This is a genomic window from Fibrobacter sp. UWB13 (assembly GCF_900177805.1).
Classification (GTDB): domain Bacteria; phylum Fibrobacterota; class Fibrobacteria; order Fibrobacterales; family Fibrobacteraceae; genus Fibrobacter.
Window position 1 is genome coordinate 2,324,882 of sequence record NZ_FXAX01000001.1, and the last position, 18,195, is coordinate 2,343,076.

14 protein-coding genes, 1 rRNA gene and 1 pseudogene are annotated in these 18,195 nt (G+C 49.3%); 6 read left to right on the forward strand and 10 right to left on the reverse strand.

Annotation, left to right across the window (positions count from 1 at the left end; translation table 11 throughout):
- Nucleotides 1-110: 110 nt before the first annotated feature.
- The 3 genes from B9Y77_RS16225 to B9Y77_RS09715 form a co-directional block, all read right to left on the reverse strand.
- Nucleotides 111-995 (reverse strand): hypothetical protein, encoded by an 885-nt coding sequence (locus tag B9Y77_RS16225; protein WP_254899984.1) that lies wholly within the window; start codon nt 993-995, stop codon nt 111-113.
- A 102-nt stretch (nt 996-1,097) separates the two neighbouring features.
- The gene (locus B9Y77_RS09710) at nt 1,098-2,411 is read right to left on the reverse strand and encodes a hypothetical protein (RefSeq protein ID WP_085491485.1); all 1,314 of its coding nucleotides are present in this window, start codon (nt 2,409-2,411) and stop codon (nt 1,098-1,100) included.
- A gap of 153 nt (nt 2,412-2,564) precedes the next feature.
- Nucleotides 2,565-3,008: a hypothetical protein gene (locus tag B9Y77_RS09715; RefSeq protein ID WP_073423870.1), complete on the reverse strand. Its 444-nt coding sequence runs from the start codon at nt 3,006-3,008 to the stop codon at nt 2,565-2,567.
- 276 nt (nt 3,009-3,284) lie between these two features.
- Between B9Y77_RS09715 and B9Y77_RS09720 the strand changes: the two genes are divergently transcribed.
- The gene (locus B9Y77_RS09720; RefSeq protein WP_176221734.1) at nt 3,285-4,112 is read left to right on the forward strand and encodes an outer membrane beta-barrel protein; all 828 of its coding nucleotides are present in this window, start codon (nt 3,285-3,287) and stop codon (nt 4,110-4,112) included.
- A gap of 247 nt (nt 4,113-4,359) precedes the next feature.
- Here B9Y77_RS09720 and B9Y77_RS09725 read toward each other — a convergent pair whose 3' ends face one another.
- A complete protein-coding gene (locus tag B9Y77_RS09725; RefSeq protein WP_085491393.1) occupies nt 4,360-7,437 on the reverse strand; it encodes a spermine/spermidine synthase domain-containing protein in 3,078 nt (1,025 codons plus the stop codon).
- A gap of 267 nt (nt 7,438-7,704) precedes the next feature.
- Between B9Y77_RS09725 and metH the strand changes: the two genes are divergently transcribed.
- Both metH and B9Y77_RS16340 read left to right on the forward strand, forming a co-directional pair.
- A complete protein-coding gene (gene metH / locus B9Y77_RS09730; protein ID WP_085491394.1) occupies nt 7,705-11,355 on the forward strand; it encodes a methionine synthase in 3,651 nt (1,216 codons plus the stop codon).
- 65 nt (nt 11,356-11,420) lie between these two features.
- Nucleotides 11,421-11,516, forward strand: a pseudogene (locus B9Y77_RS16340) (GNAT family N-acetyltransferase); the annotation flags it as partial.
- Here the strand turns inward: B9Y77_RS16340 and B9Y77_RS09740 are convergent.
- The 3 genes from B9Y77_RS09740 to B9Y77_RS09750 are packed head-to-tail and all read right to left on the reverse strand — an operon-like array spanning nt 11,506 to nt 13,798.
- Entirely contained in the window at nt 11,506-11,841 is a 336-nt protein-coding gene (locus B9Y77_RS09740; protein ID WP_073423874.1) for a P-II family nitrogen regulator, read from the reverse strand. The pseudogene B9Y77_RS16340 and the gene B9Y77_RS09740 sit on opposite strands and share 11 nt — an antisense overlap.
- A gap of 2 nt (nt 11,842-11,843) precedes the next feature.
- Nucleotides 11,844-12,257 (reverse strand): hypothetical protein, encoded by a 414-nt coding sequence (locus tag B9Y77_RS09745; RefSeq protein ID WP_073423875.1) that lies wholly within the window; start codon nt 12,255-12,257, stop codon nt 11,844-11,846.
- 8 nt (nt 12,258-12,265) lie between these two features.
- Nucleotides 12,266-13,798, reverse strand: a complete 1,533-nt coding sequence (locus B9Y77_RS09750; protein WP_085491395.1) for a DUF1538 domain-containing protein — start codon at nt 13,796-13,798, stop codon at nt 12,266-12,268.
- 196 nt (nt 13,799-13,994) lie between these two features.
- Between B9Y77_RS09750 and B9Y77_RS09755 the strand changes: the two genes are divergently transcribed.
- The 3 genes from B9Y77_RS09755 to B9Y77_RS09765 are packed head-to-tail and all read left to right on the forward strand — an operon-like array spanning nt 13,995 to nt 15,560.
- The gene (locus tag B9Y77_RS09755; RefSeq protein WP_085491396.1) at nt 13,995-14,540 is read left to right on the forward strand and encodes an RNA polymerase sigma factor; all 546 of its coding nucleotides are present in this window, start codon (nt 13,995-13,997) and stop codon (nt 14,538-14,540) included.
- Nucleotides 14,533-14,880 (forward strand): hypothetical protein, encoded by a 348-nt coding sequence (locus B9Y77_RS09760; protein ID WP_085491397.1) that lies wholly within the window; start codon nt 14,533-14,535, stop codon nt 14,878-14,880. Before B9Y77_RS09755 ends, B9Y77_RS09760 begins: the two co-directional genes overlap by 8 nt.
- Complete coding sequence (locus B9Y77_RS09765; RefSeq protein ID WP_085491398.1) at nt 14,880-15,560, forward strand: Spy/CpxP family protein refolding chaperone; 681 nt, start codon at nt 14,880-14,882, stop codon at nt 15,558-15,560. Before B9Y77_RS09760 ends, B9Y77_RS09765 begins: the two co-directional genes overlap by 1 nt.
- A 144-nt stretch (nt 15,561-15,704) precedes the next feature.
- Here B9Y77_RS09765 and B9Y77_RS09770 read toward each other — a convergent pair whose 3' ends face one another.
- From B9Y77_RS09770 to rrf, 3 genes are all read right to left on the reverse strand, one after another.
- Nucleotides 15,705-15,920, reverse strand: a complete 216-nt coding sequence (locus B9Y77_RS09770) for a hypothetical protein (protein ID WP_085491399.1) — start codon at nt 15,918-15,920, stop codon at nt 15,705-15,707.
- A complete protein-coding gene (locus tag B9Y77_RS09775) occupies nt 15,917-17,317 on the reverse strand; it encodes a Y-family DNA polymerase (protein WP_085491400.1) in 1,401 nt (466 codons plus the stop codon). The genes B9Y77_RS09770 and B9Y77_RS09775 overlap by 4 nt, the downstream gene beginning before the upstream one ends.
- 584 nt (nt 17,318-17,901) lie before the next feature.
- Nucleotides 17,902-18,016: ribosomal RNA gene (rrf, locus tag B9Y77_RS09780) — 5S ribosomal RNA — on the reverse strand.
- Nucleotides 18,017-18,195 lie beyond the last annotated feature (179 nt).

Here is an 18,195-nt window from a genome sequence, read left to right on the forward strand (position 1 = left end):
CTAACGCCGCGACGGAACCGCCACGACCTCATTAAATTTTCGAGGCAAAAGATAGAAACTTAAAAAGCCCCGCATTGCGGGACCAGTAGCAAAAGAGCGTTACAAAAACATCAATCCGATACTATCGATTCTGGATTCTGTTCACCTAAATTATTCCATTTGCCGCTAGAACATTTAAAATACATGTCCCTGTAAGCATGGTAAGGCTCATAATGGTATTTCGCTATTTTTCCTTCATTTGCAGCATCACATTTTTCTTCAATCCATCCATTATCGGTATAAGTAAAAACCACAATATTAGCCGTTTTCAATCTGTTGAAACGCGGATCTCCGCCAGCACTTAATCGCAAACCGCCACACCAATAATCCGTTTGTTCGTCATCATAAGAAGCAAGGCTGACGCTATTACGGTTTTCTCTGCACTGAGCTTGAACGGCTGCAGCCAAAGGAGCAGCGTGGTCCAAATCGATCCAAGTTCCTTGTTCGCACTTGAAATAGTAATAATCTCGATAATAGACGGCTGAATCCGTAAGCTGAACAAACATAGAATCAATAGCGCCTTCACGTTCCGAACCGCATGTCGGAAAAACTCTCAACGCTCTTTGATACCGAGATTTTTCCCAAGTTCCCTGTTTGCACTCATAATAAGTCCAATATAAAGCTAGCACAGAATCCACAGCACCTTCGTTATCGGCCCTACATTCAGAAAAATCTTCCACTCGACGAATAAACGTACTTGCCGAACTTAAAATTTCAGAACTACTCGAAGCAACTTCGCTAGAAGACTCTGGACTTGAAACAGCCTCGCTGCTAGAAGATACTGGACCTGAGCCTGTTTCACTACTAGAAGCCACGCTACTCGAAGATTCTACAGCCGACGATTCAGTCGCTGCGGGAATCGGGTTATTCACGGCATCGTCACCGCACGCCGTAAAAGACAAAACTGAAATAGATGCTAGCATCGCTAGCACCGAAGCATGATTCCTTTTGAACATAAAAATTCCCTATACGTTCCAAAATTTTATCCAAATAATATAAACTTATTTTATCAAAAGACTCTTTATCCAATAAATGTAAGCAAAAAAGAATTTCATTTTTTACAGAGCCTTTTTCTCTGGATAAATAAAGGAGATTCTCACATTAGAATTATCCTTGCATCCAACCACACGGCTTAACCTATATCGATGAGCAGGAATCGTATCCCGAACGCTTTGGGGGTCTTCAGATTTGCTACACACTGTGTTATGGAGTAGTTCGTCAGCAATTTCTTCATCTGTAGTTTCCAAAGTCCAAGTTCCATCTTCCCGATAACGATAATAATTCTGAGGCAAGCAATAACTATACTGAAAACCGATATCACTATTATGCTCTAACTTTTGCGCCAAGAGAACATCCTTATCCCAGCAATGTTCAAGCAAGCCAGCAGCACGATCATTTACAGAAGCTTCTTTAGGCAAATCCAGAACATCGTACTCCTCGTCAGTCAAGCCCTTTTTCCGAGGATCCGTATATTGTTGCGGAATAAGTTTTGTGGTTTTCCATTTACCTTCATCACAATAATAGAACGCACCATCAGATTCTTTAAAACGTTGTCCATAATACGCGTCTTCACGAATCGGGCATGCGCCCAATTTAGGGTCAAAATTACTTTCATGCCAATAGCCATCCTCAAATAGATAATACCGTCTTTCGCCTTGAGATTCAAACGAGCAAGTATCTCCTTCAACAGTTTTACTAGTCGTGCAGTTATAAACAACTTCATCTACGAGTTCCCACACAACACCTTCGTCATACGCCCCTCCTAAATCAGAATGCACAACATGTAAGCATTGATAGTATGCCGTATATCCGTTTGAATATGTAATTTTCCCAGTATCCCATTCATTTTCAGCATTGCATTCTTTGGCGGGAGCCTTCAAGCAATCGCTTTCATTCCAGGTTCCGTTTCCCACATATTCATAGCATTTTCCCCAACGGTCGCCACAACAGTAAAAGCCGCCCTCCGAAATATGCACATTACAAAGACTCCCTACAGATACACCCGCAGTATCGCAAGCGACAACAGGCTCCGCCTCATACCAGTTGCCCTTTTCGCACTTATAATAACTAATTGAAAAGCCGTATTTAGCGCCACCGTTCCATAATGAATCGACAGCGCCCTCATTGAGCGCATCACACTTTGGAAGTTGCGTAGTTACAACGATTTTTTCCAAGTTCGAAATTTCAGAACTACTCGAAGCAACTTCGCTAGAAGATACAGGATTTGAAATGACTTCACTACTTGAAGATTCAGCCGCCGAAGATTCGGTCGCCACAGGCGTCGGGTTACTCACCGCATCATCGCTGCACGCCGTAAAAAACAAAAAAGATGCCAGCATCGCTAGCACGGAGACATGATTCCTTTTGAACATAAAAACAACTCCCATTATGTTCCAAAAATTTATCCGTAAAATACAAACTCACAAATTCAAAAACCATTTTTACAAAAAAATGTAAGAAAAAAAGAAGCCCCAGAAGGCGGCCACCCTTCCAGAGCTAAAATTACAAGTCTACGCTATTAGTTTTTAGTTTTCGCCATTTCGCATTTCAGTCTGCTCACGGTCCATGGTGTAGGTCAGGTATTCTCTAAAGTCACGATCGATTTCCACTTCTGGATCGTCGTTATAATGACCAGAGAGAATATCAATAAGTTCTCGATTGTCTGCCCAGCCAAGCACACCGACAGCGTCAAACGTCATGGACTTATCGCCCGGAGCTTTGGCTATATATTCAATCTTGGACTTTTCGACCCAGCCCTGCCCACAGCTTCCTTTAACGAGAACTTCCGTGTCAGCTTCCCTGACAATCGTAAGAGCATCATTAAAGCCTGCCGTGCACACGACCTTGCCACCACCTTTATCTGATGTAACATTGATATCACCTAGCTTAGACTTTACTTGTCTCGCCGCAAAAGAAGACGAGACCAGAACAGACAAAGCAAGGAACATCATCAACTTTGCGGTTTTCATGATTGACCTCCTTATTGTATTAGGGTGGGACATCCACCCACTTTTCAAATTACAAAGTAAAGTTTACAGAAACCAGAAAATGCATGGTTTAAGTTAGAATAGAGACATTTTTTCCCGTTTTTATTTTCCATGCTAAGCAACTGGCTCCCGCGCCCATTCTGTAAACTTTCTTTTTCTATTTATTTAACCCTTATTAAAATATTTTTAAGTCGTTGAACCTCCACGATTTGTTATTATTCCGTCATGCTTTTAAAAAAATCTTGCTTACTCGCGTCCATGGTTTTAGCGCTCGCCACGAGTGCTTTTGCTCAAAGTTCCGATGATGACGAATGGGTTTCTGTCGATTCACCGAGACCCGCTTCCGAAAGTGAAAAATCAGGTTCTTACGACGGAACAAACGACAGCGAATTCGCAAATGACGAAGAATACGCAAGCGCATACGCAAGATACAAGACGCAGACAACATCGCGTTCCGAAATCAGCAAGCAGCGCAGCGAAGGGTTCTCGCAGTCCGTGTTCCTTGGAGCTCGTTTGCAAGGCGGCTTCAACACGTTCCTCGGTTCAAAATCCGATGGCTGGGGCGCAGGCTGGAACGTCGGTGGCGGTCTCATCATCAAGATTTCGATGTTCACAAAGAACTTCAGCATTGTGCCGGAACTCACGTTCAACTATCGCCAGTACAATTACGAAAAAGACATGAATGATCTTTACACAAACAAGGCAAGGATCAACATCATGTTGTTTGAACTTCCGATCATGTTCCGCTACACGTTCGACCAGTACGACTTCTTTGCAGCTGCCGGTTTGCACCTCGGTCTCAAGCTGATGGGTAGCGCCGAATACGGTTCCGAACCGAAAGCTGGCGTCATCGCCGATAAAGAGAACAGCGGTATGAAATCCACCACCGAAATCGCAACCACGAACATGGAAGTGGGCTTTGCTATCGAAGGCGGCTACATGCTGACGAGAAACGTTCATTTGAACCTCCGCATTGTCCAGAGCTTCACGAACCTCCTGAACCACGGCTTGACCGTGAAGCAGCCGTTTGACGAAGCCACGCTTCTCACGTTCTACACCAACGTCGGTATAGCATTCCTGTTCTAGTCGGTTAGTTATTAGTCATTGGTCATTAGTCAATAGTTTTTAATTGCAACAAAAGGAAGCGCCAAACGCTTCCTTTTGTTTTTACGCATTTGTCTGTAGGGAACCAACACACTCGTCATGTTGAGCCCGCAGGGCGATATACGATACTTGGGACTTTAGTCCCTTAGTAGAGTTAAGCTCTTTGGGCTAACATCCAGTTAAGTTTTATGACTGACGAGATGCGCCGCCGAATGGCGAGACGCGCGCCTTACCTTCTGCGGATTCTCGGGATTTCCTTCTGGATGAGGAGTTTCTCGATCGGGGCAAATTCTTCGTGCGGCTTGATAGCTTCCTTGTAGAGCACGTCGGCGAGCGTCGGGTTGTGCGCTAGGAACGCAATCAGAATCGCGTTGCGCAAGAAGAATTCATCCATCGCAGCGACTTCGTACTTCTCGTAGAAATTCGCGACATATTCCGCAGCGAGCCTGTAATTCTTGGCACGGGCAGCTTCCATGATGTTAAACTCATCCACGAACGATTCCGGCAGCGCACCCGCATTCACAAGATTGCGAACTTTAACATAAACCTTGTTCGTGTCGCGAGCTTCCATTGGAATGCCACGCATCCATTCCACATATTCTTCGCGGAACTTTTTCCAATCCGGGGAAGTTTCATCCACCTTAAATTTCGGGCGAACGAGGCTATCCACCGCCGTTGCTGAATCAGAGACATTTTCCGAGACTGCCGCAGAATCAGCGCCCTTTTCAGAGTCATCCGCATTGGAATCGAGCATCGCCGAGATGCCTTCAAAAACTTTCTTGCGCTTTTTCACTTCTTTGATATATGCCAATAGCGCACGTTCACGGTACTTGTCCGTACCCGCCTTGAGCATGGACTGCACCTTTATCGGGCGGCGCAATGCATAATCCGCCGAGTCCAAATATTCCGGCCAACAAATTTCGCAGCTGTCGAACACCTGCACAATGCGCGCATTCGAATGTACAAAGCGAGCCTCTTCCGCCTTGTTGTCAACAATCGGGATAAACGTGCTGTTCGGTTCCACACCATCCAAGAGCGATGTAATCATCTTCGACGTAAAGAGGAAATTCTGTTCGCCAAAGAAATCCGGTTCGCGGTGGATGCGCTTGAATTCCTTCACGAGCGTTGAATCCGTGCTAAAGCGGCCAATGGCACGCTGCATCACCGGTTCGTCACTAGCGACAATGATAATGTCCGGCTCCTCAGGAGCCTTGTACAAACTCACGTACGGAAACGCCACATCGAGCGCCTTCAAAATGTTGAGGAACAGCAAGTCGTTAAATTCGTATGTTTGAATCCACTGCACCCAAAGTCCGCCCGGCTTCATGTAGCGGCGCATCTTGGTGTAAAATTCATGGCTGAACAAGCTCGCAACACCGCTCACCCACGGGTTACTCGGCACGCTAATCATCAAGTCATACTTGCGGCGGTTCGTGAGGAAGAACGTCTGCGCGTCATCAATGAAAATGTGGATGCGCGGGTCATCGTAGCCGCGAGCGTTCCACGGATAAAATCCGCGAGCGAGGTTCATCATTTCTTCTTCGATTTCCACGCAGTCAAAATCGCGCACCAGCGGATCCGAGAGCAAATAATGTGCGCCCATGCCACTGCCAAACCCAACCATCGCCGCATCGTAAGGCTTGTCCTTCATCGCCATCGGCATAAATGCAGTCGCCGCCTGCGTAAGCTCATCGCCTTCAATCGGGCGTTCACGATTCTTGCTCATGCTCGCATCAGCCTTGCCGTTCGTCTTTACGTAATAATGCACGTCGGATTCGTGGAAGCTAATCGTCGCCGTCTTACCGTCACGCACCACAATCTTTTCGTCCGGATGCAAATTCTTGTAAGCGCGGAAGGCGCCTGACGTAATCATGTGCGGATCAAAATTCACAAAGAACGAAGGCAAAATCATCACCGCCGTCATCACGTAAAAGAGCACGCTATAGCGAAACTTTTTGCGATAAATGACGAGCAAGATAAAGCCAATCATAAAGTCGAGTACAGCCGCGAGCACAAGCGACCCCTTGAGTTGCATCAGCGGCAACAGCAAAAGTCCACCGCCTGCCGAACCGAGAATTGAGCCCACCGTATTCCAGCCGTACACCTTTCCAATCGGGGCTTCACTCTTGAACGCACGCGTGAGAATCAACGTAATGAGCGGGAGCGTCATGCCAGCAAAGAAGCTCGTCGGCACCATCCACAAAATCGAAAGTGCGTACTTGAAAATGCTCCAGCAAACATAACCGTCGTTCGTCGTATTGAAAATCTGGTTTGCGACATTCATGCCTTCCCAGAACGGCTTGTAAAAATACAGAGTGCAAAGCGCAAAGAATCCCATGAAAATCTGCGCGAGCGAAAGCACCACGAGCGAGTCCTTCTTCAACAGCTTTCCGCTCACGGCACTGCCTATCGCAAGCCCCAGAATAAACGCCGAAAGCATCTGGTCAAAGCTATGACTCGAAGAACCCATCAACAGCGAGAGCAAACGAATCCAGACGATTTCATAGACAAACGAAGTAAGACCCGTAATACCCGCAATCCAGAACCACATGTTATTCGGCGGCATGGCGAGCTTATGTTCCGCCACATAATCTTCGTTAAGAGGTTCCGCGCGCATTTCGCGAACTCCCGCCGCATCCCCGCCAGCAGTCGCCAGCGACCCAGCACCTTCTTCTTCAAGTTCTTCCTCGTACGTCGAAGGCGTCGTATAGCCGATAAAGCAGAACACCGCCGCCAATAAGAAGTTAATCGAAGCCGCGACGCAAAGCGTGATGTGGTTTCCGAGTTCCGGAATCAAGATGTAGCTTGTGAACAAAATACCAATGGCACTACCGAGACTGTTTGTAAAGTAAAGCATCGGGAGCGAGACTTCGGCACCGCTCTTACGCATGAGACCTGCCGCGATGAACGGGAACGTCATACCCACAGCAATCGCAATCGGGAGCGTCGAACCCGTCGCAAGCACTACCTTCAAAATTTCCGCACCGCGCGAACTCAACCCCGCGACAAAATTCGAATCGTAAAAGTAATCCGTGAGCCAAATGTACATCGGGTGGTAAATGATGCCGCCAATGCCAATTGCAAGTTCCACCGCCGCATACCCAAGCAGCGGTCGCTTCACGCGCTCCACAAGCTTACCCGCGACAAAACTACCGATCGCAAGCCCGCCCATGTAAATGCAGAGCGTAAGCACCTGACCATAGCTCGAATGTCCGAGGAAAAGTTTAAGGTACCTGGCCCACGACCCCTCGTAAATGAGACCCGCAAAACCAGAGAGAGCAAAAAGCGCGTAAATAACGATATTCATGAGTGCAAATCTATACTAATTAAGTAGTTATAAATCACCCGCATCGCTTTTTCATTGTAACTTTTTAAAGACTTTTCTTTTAGATAAAAAGCACCCGCAGCCGTCATTGAAATCATTCAACCGATTAACCTACATACCATTTCAATAGGAATATGTAATTTTGGGTATTATGGGTTCATAGCTCGTGACAACACGCCGAGCATTTTCTATTTTTATGCATAAAAACAAATATACGCATAAATTCGAATTTTAAACACGGAAATCAAAATGACTCTTCGCGAAGCGTTTGAATCAAAGATGATGCTGCTCGATGGCGGCATGGGCTCTGTTATCCAGACTTACGGGATTAAGGGCGCCAACAACGATATGCTCTCCATCGAAAAGCCCGACATCATTCTCGACATCCAGCGTCGTTACGTGGATGCAGGCGTGGATTGCCTCACCACGAACACGTTCTCGAGCCAGCGCGTGAGCCAGCATGAATACCACCAGGAACATCGCATCGCCGAGATGAACCGCGCTTCCGTGAAAATCGCAAAGCAGGCCGCCGAAGAAGGCTTCAAGAAGTATGGCCGCAAGGTCTATATTCTGGGCGACGTCGGCCCGACGAGCAAGATGCTCTCCATGAGCGAAGACGTGAACGACCCGGCAAGCCGCGCCATCACATTTGACGAACTCGAAGATGCGTATTTGGAACAAATTTCCGTACTCATGGAAGAAGGCGTTGACGCCATCCTCATTGAAACGATTTTCGATACGCTGAATGCAAAGGCCGCCCTCAGCGCTTACAGCAAGGCAAATGATGCACGCATTGAAGCCGCCAAGGCTGCAGGCACTCCCGAAGCAGAAATTAAGCCGATTGAAGTTATGCTCTCGATGACCGTGAGCGACGCCTCCGGCCGTACGCTTTCGGGCCAGACCGTCGAAGCTTTTGCCGTGAGCGTGATGCACATGCACCCGCTTTCCATCGGCTTAAACTGCGGTCTCGGTGCAGACGGCATGGTGCCGTACCTCCGCCGCATGGGCGCTATCGCTCCGTGCTACCTCAGCTGCCACCCGAACGCAGGGCTTCCAAACCAGTTCGGCGGTTACGACGACACGCCCGAAGACATGGTGCGCCTGATGCGCGTTTATCTGGACGACAAGCTCGTGAACATGATTGGTGGTTGCTGCGGTACGACTCCAGAACACATCGCCGCGATGCGCAAAATGCTGGACGAACTCCCGGCCGACTACAAGCGCCGTGAACCCGCACCCAAGTACGTCACTTGCCCGCGCCTCCGCCTTGCGGGGCTCGAACCGTTGTTCAGAGAACAGGTTCGCCCGAGCAACGGCGCCGACAGCTGCAATGCCGATGATTTCGTAAAGGTCGGCGAACGTTGCAACGTCGCGGGCTCCAAGAAGTTCCTGCGTCTCATCAACGAGAAGAATTACGAAGAAGCGCTCGACATTGCCCGTAAGCAAGTCGATGACGGCGCCGACGTCATTGACGTCAACATGGACGACGGTCTCCTCGATGCCACCGCCGAAATGCGCACATTCTTGAACTTGATTGCATCCGACCCTGCTGTAAGCCGCGTGCCTATCATGGTCGATAGCTCCCGCTTCGAAGTTATCGAAGAAGGCCTCAAGTGCATTCAGGGCAAGAGCATCGTGAACTCCATCTCCTTGAAGATGGGCGAAAAGGCGTTTATCGAACATGCGCTCACCGTGAAGCGCCTCGGCGCCGCCGTAATCGTGATGCTCTTCGACGAAGAAGGTCAGGCCACGAACTACGAGCGCCGCGTACAAATTGCATCCCGTGCTTACGATATCATGGTGAAGCAACTTCACTTTGATCCGTCCGATATCATTTACGACCCGAACGTTTTGACAGTCGCTACCGGCATGGCAGAACACAACGCCTATGCCATTGACTTTATCCGCGCCGTCCGCTGGATTATGGACAACCTCCCCGGCGTCCGTATCTCGGGTGGTCTTTCGAACCTTTCGTTCGCATTCCGCGGCAACAACTACTTGCGCGAAGCAATGCACACCACGTTCTTGCATTACGCCATCCCGAACGGCATGGGCATGGCCATCATGAACCCGAGCGCCATTATCAAGTACAAGACAATTCCGCTTGAACTCCGCATGGCAATTACCGAAGTTATCTTCAACACGGAACCGGAAGCCAGCGAAGAACTCATCGAAATTGCAAGCCGCATGAATGCTGCCGCCGCAGCTGCAAAAGAAGCAGGCACCAAATACGATCCAAAGGCGATTTTTGCCGTAAGCACAGGCGCAAGCAGCTCTTCTGACGAAGGCAACGCTACCGCTGACGCCAAGCCCACCACGCCCGAAGAACGTTTGCAAGAAGCTCTCCTCAAGGGAACTTCTACAACGCTCCAGCCAGACTTAATGGAACTCATCAACCGTGGCGATAGCCCGGTCGGCATTATTTCTGGTCCGCTCATGGATGGCATGAACGAAGTCGGCCGCCGATTCGGTGAAGGCAAGATGTTCCTCCCGCAAGTCGTGAAGACCGCACGTACGATGAAAAAAGCTGTAGAAATTTTGCAGCCTTACATCGAAGCAGGCAAAAATGCAAACGCATCGAGCCGCGGTAAAATCGTCATCGCCACCGTCAAGGGCGACGTGCACGATATCGGCAAGAACATCGTTTCTGTGATTATGGCTTGTAACGGCTATGACATGGTGGACCTCGGCGTGATGGTTCCCGAAGATGTGATTGTCAAGGCCGCGATTGAAAACAAAGCAGATATCTTGAGCCTTTCCGGTCTCATTACGCCGTCTCTTGAAGAAATGTGTACGGTCGCAAAGGCTATGCAAGCCGCCGGTCAGCGCATCCCAATTATCGTCGGTGGTGCCACCACCTCGCCCACGCATACTGCCGTGAAAATCGCTCCGTGCTATGACGGTCCTGTTTTCCACGTGCGCGACGCCGCTAGCAATCCGGGCCTCGCCCAGAAATTGCTCGACCCCGCCACCCGCGAACAAACGATTCAAGAAAACCGCGAAGAGCAGCAGCGCATCCGCGACAAGCAAAACGGCATCAAGACCGAAGCCGCAAACGCCATGGCCGCAGCCGCCTCCACGCCGGAAGAACGCCGTTTCCAATACGACTGGAGCAAATACCAGCCGGTACAGCCGCCGTTCATGGGCGAAAGCAAGCTCCCGCCGATTCCTATCGAAAAGATTATCCCGCTCATCAGCTGGGAATACTTCTTCTTCACTTGGAAAATCAAGCCGGACGAAGAAGAAGCCAAGAAGCTCAAGGCCGACGCCGAAGCGCTCATCAAGTCGCTCACAAAGCCCGAATACGCGCTCCGCGCCGTTCAGGCATTCTACCCTGCTGCCGGTACTGAAAAGTCCGTTATCTTTAACACGGGCCGCACAGGCACGGACGCAGACCTCATCGAAGTCTCGACCGCACGTCAGCAGAATCCCGAAGGTACTTGCCTTTCCCTCTGCGACTACGTCGCTCCGGCAAATGCAAATACAGCAAGCGTTTTCGCCTCTCCCGCAGGCAAGGACGTTTTCCGCGACATCGTCGGTGCATTCGCAGTGACCATGAGCGATACATTCGTCAAACGCTTGGAAAAACTCAAAGCAGAACAGGGCGGCAGCGATTACGACGTTCTCCTCATGCAGACTGTCGCCGACCGCCTCGCCGAAGCAGGTGCTGAATACTTGAGCCAGGAACTCGACCGCACAAGCGGCTGGAAGGGCATCCGCCCAGCCGTCGGTTACCCCGTGCTCCCGAACATCAAGGAAATTTTCAACGTCGCAAAACTCATCGACTTTGGCAGCGTAGGCATCAGCCTCACTGAAAATGGTGCGATGTATCCGCAAGCATCCGTAAGCGGCCTCTACATCAGCCACCCCGAAATTGATTACTTCCAGGTAAAGTTATAATGCAAATCAGAACCGCAATCACTTTTGGCTGATGTTCGATGGAGACAAGTTAATCTCGTTCGTCGATGGACTATTACGCTAAATTCGGATTTGCAAATGAAGGTGTCAGCAATTCCGTCCACGGCGGAGTCGTCTGGTACCAAATGCGCCTTACGTTTTAGCTTCAGCCTTCCACGGCGTAAGCCCAACAACCTGATCGACAGGGAGTGCAAATGCAATTCCCTGCCCCATCGTATTCAGGCCCGCTTTTTCGTACAAAGCGTGCAGCACAGCATCCTTCACGTTCAGCGGCACAAGAATCATCACGACTTCTTTTTCAGGCTGAATGGCGATATGGAAGAACGCTTCCGCTTCCTTATTTGCCGTACCACGGGCGTTCAAGACCGTGCCACCACGGGCTCCCGCCTCTTTAGCGGCTTCCATCACAGTATCGGAGAATCCGTTATTCACAATGCAGATAATTAATTCATGTGTATTCGGTTTCATAATTAGCCTCTCCCTACCTGAGATCGGTTGTCGCTCAAAAAGTTAAATACCGACTTGCCAATAACGCTTGACATCGGAATCGTATAGGCAATGCCCTTGCCGTTCACAATCGTCCTGAATTTTTCTTCCAGACATTCCAAGACTGCAGGCACATGGTCTTCGCCAATGATGCTGATAATCACCGCACGTTCAGAGTCTGCAAGTCCAAGTGCAGCCATGATTTCGCGCGGAGCTGTCCCGTGACCATAAAACACGAACTGCATATTTGCGCCAAACGACTGGATGTAATCCATGTAAAAGTCCGCTTTTGCGCGGTTCACCGTCGTCACCAGAATCTTAAGGCGATTCATCGAAACTTTCGAATGAACCTTTTGAGGCACCGCCCGTTTCAAAACATTCTTTACTGTTTCAACCATCGTAGCCTCTACACAAAGTCAATAATCTGTTCATCATCGGCATCCTGCAAGCGACGCATCATAATTCTGTTACGCCAAAGCCTTGCCACAATCGCCTTGAAACCAAGCACCTGGATTGTAATGAGCGGAGTCATCGCAACCATCGCCACAATGCCAAACGCATAATTCAAAATTGAATCGCCGCCATCGTGAATCACGGAGCAAGCGCCAATTGCCAACGGCAGAATAAAGCTCGAAGTCAACGGACCACTCGCCACGCCACCAGAGTCAAACGCAATTGCCGTATAAAGTTTCGGCACAAAGAAGGAGAGCCCCAGTGAAATAAAGTAGCCAGGCAAGAGGTAATAAATAATCGGGAATCCGATAATAATGCGAAGCATCGAAAGTCCAATCGAAATGCCCACGCCCACCGAGAGTGCAATCAGCATCGAGCGCTTGGTCACAAGGCCACCGGTCACTTCTTCGACCTGCTTGTTGAGCACGTGCACCGCCGGTTCTGCAAGCACCACCACCATGCCGATGATAAAGCCAGCCGCCACAAGCGCGTGCGGGCGTTTCGCCAGTTCACACCCGATTTCAAAACCAATCGGCAAGAACCCGACCGTCACCGCCGTCAAGAAAATCACAAGCCCGAAAAACGTATAAAGGATCCCGACGCCCACTTGCACAAGCTTCACCATCGGGAGCTTGAGTACGGTCCACTGCAACGCGCAGAAGAACACGACAATCAGCCCAAGCGCCACAAGCACCTCACGAGCAATCACCATTACCGTAGGCAAGAATTGATCGCCAAGGCTAGCGTCCACCGAGTACGCCGCCGTCGAAAGTTCATACGTCAGGTCGCCCTTCGAAAATACCACCAAGCCCATCAGCGCCAAAATCGGACCAACCGAGCAAAGCGCAATCAAACCGAAGCTGTTTTCCGAAGCATGCTTACCACCAATCGCACCAGCAACGCCCACACCAAGCGCCATGATAAACGGCACCGTAATCGGTCCTGTCGTCACACCACCCGAGTCAAACGCGAGCGGCACAAACGCGTTCCGTCCGACGGACACCATAAGCATCCCGAGCATGAACAGCACCATGTAAAAGAAAATGATAATCAGCGAAAGGTCTTTCTTAAATACAATCTTCAAAATTGCAAGGAGCAAAAAAATCCCGACACCCACGCCAATCGTCGAAATCAGGAGAATCGGCCGCACCGCATTTTTCACCTGTTCCGCAAGCACGGACAAGTCCGGTTCCGCAACCGTAATGAGCACGCCCATCACAAAGCACACCGAAACGAGCAACAGGAGCCGCCGCGACTTAGTCAAGCCCGACCCCACATACGCCCCCATCGGCGTCATCGCAAGGTCTGCCCCCAGATTAAAAAGTCCTATCCCGATAATCAAGAAAATCGCGCTAACCGTAAAAACAATTTGCTCTTTCAGCGAAAAAGTCACAAGCGGAGTATGCGACACCACCAGCACAATAAGCGTAATGGGCAAAACAGAGGCAAAAGCCTCTTTCAATTTTTCAAAAAGAATTTTTTGCATCGCTATATAATATAATTAAATGGTTATTAGTTATTAGTCATTGGTCAATAGTCAATAGCAACTTGTCATCCTGACCCTGGAGCGTAGCGATAGGGAGGGATCCAGTCAAGTCTAGTCAATACTATTGAATTTGATTCAAAAAAAATTTTAGTATTCGTGCAACCAGCCCTCATCCCCATACATCAAAAGTAACGAAATGGACGAAAAAGTCATCATAAAGAAGATTCAACAAGGAAGTCGTGAAGCCCTTGGCATGCTGTGGAAGTCCCATAGCACAAATGTTCTGAACCTTGCGTTCAGAATGCTCAAGAACCGCGACGAGGCTGAAGACATCTTGATGGACATTTTCGTCTCAGTTCCTGGGAAAATCAAAAAGTTCCGCGGCGAAAGTGCTCTCAGCACCTGGCTGTACCGCCTCACCGTCAACGAGTGTTTGATGAGGCTACGGTCCAAGAAGCGCCATGCCGAGCTCGAAGAAGAACATATCGATCTCGTGACGGACAGCGCTCTCGGGAGCAAGCACGAGGAACAAAAGGATTACGACCCGGAACTGCTTGAATTTGGACTGTCAAAGCTCTCCGCCGAAACGCGAAGCATGCTCTGGCTCAAAGACGCCGAAGATCTTGGCATCAAAGACTTGTCCGAGATCTACAACATGCCCGAAGGCACAATCAAGGCAAGGCTTAGCCGAGCAAGAACAGTCGTCAAGAACTTTTTACAGGAGAACCTGAACTATGCATGATAAAATCGATTTTTCAAGACTCGAAAGAATCGAACCCAGGAAAGACTCCTGGGAAAAAGTCTGTGCAAGACTCGATTCTTCAGAAAAGAACAAGTTTATCAACTTCATCCAGACGCGTACAAAATACGCGCTTGCAGCAAGCTTTACTGTCATCGCATTTTGGACGGCCTTCATGACCGTCATGCTGAACACTAACAATTCCGAAGACATCCTCATCAAGAATGTCGCCTCTGACGAGCTCGTTTCTTGGTACGGCAATCTCGGCGAAAAGAGCGATGACGAGCTCGAAAATTTGGATACCTACAACTCCATCAGCTATTTATTACAGGAGACTAAATAATGAACGCTTCCACCAAGACATTCTTCGCAAGCCTGATTATACTCGCTTGCTCTCTCGGATTTGCCATTGGCGCCTTCTGCTTTGCAGACCGCGGCTTTGGCGCTACATGCTGCTCCAAGCAGTCCACATGCACGCCATCGCATAAGCAGTGCGCCTGTGGCTGCGAAAACCATGACTGTGCCAAGAACGACTGCTCTTGCAACTGCTGCAAGCGTGGCGGTATGTATCATGGCAAGCATCACGGCGAATTCCATGGTGAACGCTTCCATGACAGAGATTTCCGCGATGGCCGCCCTGAAGGTCCGCGCGAACACTTCAAGGATGCCAAGCATTTCGACAAGAAGTTCGACTTCAAGAAAGGCCCTGGTCCTGAATTCATGGATTCCATTCTCCAGGTCACGCACGAACAAAGAGCCGCCCTCGACCAGCAGCGCATCGTAATGGATTCCACGTTTAAGGAACTCCGCAAGCAAAAGAAGGATGCTGAAAAGGCTCTGCACAAAGCTCTCGACAGCAATGACGAAAAGCAAATTGCTGCAGCCAAGGCAAGCATTCTCAAAGCTCAGGAAGCATTGCTCGACCACAGAATTAACGGCGTAAAGAACTTCAACAAGATCCTCACCAAGGAACAGCTCGAAAAGTTCAAGAGCTTCCACAAGGATCACCACAACAAACCCTAGAATTTTATTTTCATGATTCCTTGAAAAATAAGCCTCCGGTCACCCGACCGGAGACTTTCTGTTTTTACAAGCGATTCATAATCAATTACATTTATCTTTTCACGTCATTCTGAGCGAAGCGAAGCATCCAGTAAAATCTTGAAATCAACCATCTACATTTTCCCACATATTTTCATCGCGGGTAGCATCCAGATGTTGTTCCGCGGTCTCGGCGATTTTTTCATTGTGACCACGCAGTGCCGCAAACGGGCTGAAAATCTTTGCACGATTCGCCACAGACATTCTCGGGTGCTTCATCAAGAAATTCCAGTCATTCCGCGGATACGGCAAATCAATTATATCCTTATAATCATCAATCATGCCTTGTGACCTCCGATTTGCTGGTTGCGCTCACGCGTAGTCGCGCCCTCCTGCATATCCATTCCCTTGAAAATGGCGTTCTTGCCAAAGCGTTTTTTAATGGCAATCTGAGCCTGCATCATCTTTTTTTCGCGCTCAATCTTCTTCACGTCCGTGAAGAGATCGTAGCTTTCTTGTGCTGCCTCCAAAACGTTATTCGCTGTAAGGTTCAATCGCTTCACCGTAAGTGACGGATTCATGATGCGGTCCGCAAGTTTCATTACCGCTTCTGCAATTGTCGATGCCGACGAAGTGTAATTCAAAAGCGGAGCTGTTCCATGTGCAGGCTTCGGGATTTCACGCCCATAATTATCGATAACCGTCTCGCCGTGATAAATTCCCTTGTCCACATTTTCGCGGTCATAGCCCACATGGAGCGTAAGGCCGTTCGTGACCAAGCCTTTCTCGACAAGGTCAAGCGCAAGCGTATCTACCATTTCGCGGATAACGATTTTTGCCTTGGCACAGTCGTACGCACAACTTAAAACCTGCCCACCGCCAATGCTATGCGTTTTGGATTTGTACTGCTTGATTTCAGCAATACCACACGGTTCATAGCCCCACGCATGGTCAATCAAGATTTCTGCATTCACGCCAAACATCTTGTAAAGCGCATCAGGATGCTTGACGCTCGCACGCGCAAGGTCGCCCATCGTAAATATTCCACGCCCGTTATTCAAGTAACAATGCGCCAAGCGCTCCGCAATACCGCGCCCCAATTGCCAAAAGCTCGTAATCGGTCGATGTCCCCAAAGCTCCTTACGGTACGTCATCTCGTCGAGTTTTGCAATGCGAACGCCATCAGCATCAGGAGCCACGTGTTTCGCCATCACGTCCATCGCAATTTTGCAAAGGTAAAGGTTTGTCCCGATGCCTGCCGTCGCCGTGATACCCGTCGTTTCAAGCACATCGCGAATCATGTCCTTTGCAAGTTCACGCGCCGACTTCTTGTACATCGAAAGGTAATGCGTCAAGTCGATAAAGCATTCGTCAATGGAATAGACATGGATATCGTCTGCGCTCACGTATTTCAGATAAACGTTAAAAACACGGGTAGAATATTCCACGTACTTTGCCATTTGCGGAGGAGCTACAATATACTCAACATCCTTGCCCGTTTGGCGTTTGACTTCGCGCACCTTCTGGATAACCTCGAACAAGCGAGCACGCCCAGGAATCCCATAAGCCTTAAGGCTCGGACTCACCGCAAGGCAAATCGTCTTTTCGGTACGGCTTGCATCCGCCACCACAAGATTCGTCTTCAGCGGATCAAGTCCGCGAAGCACACACTCCACAGACGCAAAAAACGACTTCAAGTCGATAGCAGCATAAGTACGTGTTTCGCGCGGCAATCTCATTATGCTAAATATAGATTTTTAGCTGCACAAAAGAACACTTTAAACAAAAAAGAAGTCCGTCTCCAACACAGACGGACTTTCTTTTGGATGATCGAAGAGGCTAGGCGGCAAAAACGATCAGGGCGCAGCTCAGCACGAGCAGGAGCACACCCCAGACGGTCTCGACAATGGGTCCCAACTTCCTGATCTCAGTTTCCTTGTTTTCCATGGCGTTATCCTCACTATACCCCGAGGCCTGCGACATCGCCTGCCTACAATTCTAAACTACAATTCCTGCGTGGGCGCGGAGTATACATTTTGGATATTTTTATGGACTTTTTATCAATGTGCCAGGTTGGAATATTCAAGGTGCAAATATTGCAAGTCCGCATAACGGCGCGGTTTCAATCCAAAGTAAGTGACAAATAGTGTCTTTAGGACAAGGTAAAAAAAAGCTAGAGCGTTGCAGAAAACGCACTTGCTTGGGAGCTGCATGCCTGGAGCGTGTATGCCACCGCGAACGACAGCGCCGCTGCGAGATTCGGGGGCGCGGGCGGCACAAAAAAGAAAGGGCCCCTCGAGCGTTTCGCTCAAGGGGCCCGTGAATCCAGCGGCGACCTACTCTCCCGGGCCCGGGGGCCAGGTACCATCGGCGATCTGAGGCTTAACTTCCGTGTTCGGGATGGGAACGGGTGTGACCCTCACTCGATAACCGCTGAAACAAACTCATGCATGGAACCTAAACTCTTTTGCAATCTCCAGTAGTGCTGAAGCCAGGCGGGTCCGGGCTGCTCACGCAGCGGATGAACCAAATCGTTGAAAGAAAGGAAAAGCGTCTCACGGGCTATTAGTACCGCTCGGCTCAACGTGTCGCCACGCTTACACCTGCGGCCTATCGA

What these genes read in the sequence shown, in the direction of transcription:
- B9Y77_RS16225 (WP_254899984.1), bottom strand. Translation starts at nt 995, where the DNA reads ATGTTCAAAAGGAATCATGCTTCGGTGCTAGCGATGCTAGCATCTATT.
- B9Y77_RS09710 (WP_085491485.1), bottom strand. Translation starts at nt 2,411, where the DNA reads ATGTTCAAAAGGAATCATGTCTCCGTGCTAGCGATGCTGGCATCTTTT.
- B9Y77_RS09715 (WP_073423870.1), bottom strand. Translation starts at nt 3,008, where the DNA reads ATGAAAACCGCAAAGTTGATGATGTTCCTTGCTTTGTCTGTTCTGGTC.
- B9Y77_RS09720 (WP_176221734.1), top strand. Translation starts at nt 3,285, where the DNA reads ATGGTTTTAGCGCTCGCCACGAGTGCTTTTGCTCAAAGTTCCGATGAT.
- B9Y77_RS09725 (WP_085491393.1), bottom strand. Translation starts at nt 7,437, where the DNA reads ATGAATATCGTTATTTACGCGCTTTTTGCTCTCTCTGGTTTTGCGGGT.
- metH (WP_085491394.1), top strand. Translation starts at nt 7,705, where the DNA reads ATGACTCTTCGCGAAGCGTTTGAATCAAAGATGATGCTGCTCGATGGC.
- B9Y77_RS09740 (WP_073423874.1), bottom strand. Translation starts at nt 11,841, where the DNA reads ATGAAACCGAATACACATGAATTAATTATCTGCATTGTGAATAACGGA.
- B9Y77_RS09745 (WP_073423875.1), bottom strand. Translation starts at nt 12,257, where the DNA reads ATGGTTGAAACAGTAAAGAATGTTTTGAAACGGGCGGTGCCTCAAAAG.
- B9Y77_RS09750 (WP_085491395.1), bottom strand. Translation starts at nt 13,798, where the DNA reads ATGCAAAAAATTCTTTTTGAAAAATTGAAAGAGGCTTTTGCCTCTGTT.
- B9Y77_RS09755 (WP_085491396.1), top strand. Translation starts at nt 13,995, where the DNA reads ATGGACGAAAAAGTCATCATAAAGAAGATTCAACAAGGAAGTCGTGAA.
- B9Y77_RS09760 (WP_085491397.1), top strand. Translation starts at nt 14,533, where the DNA reads ATGCATGATAAAATCGATTTTTCAAGACTCGAAAGAATCGAACCCAGG.
- B9Y77_RS09765 (WP_085491398.1), top strand. Translation starts at nt 14,880, where the DNA reads ATGAACGCTTCCACCAAGACATTCTTCGCAAGCCTGATTATACTCGCT.
- B9Y77_RS09770 (WP_085491399.1), bottom strand. Translation starts at nt 15,920, where the DNA reads ATGATTGATGATTATAAGGATATAATTGATTTGCCGTATCCGCGGAAT.
- B9Y77_RS09775 (WP_085491400.1), bottom strand. Translation starts at nt 17,317, where the DNA reads ATGAGATTGCCGCGCGAAACACGTACTTATGCTGCTATCGACTTGAAG.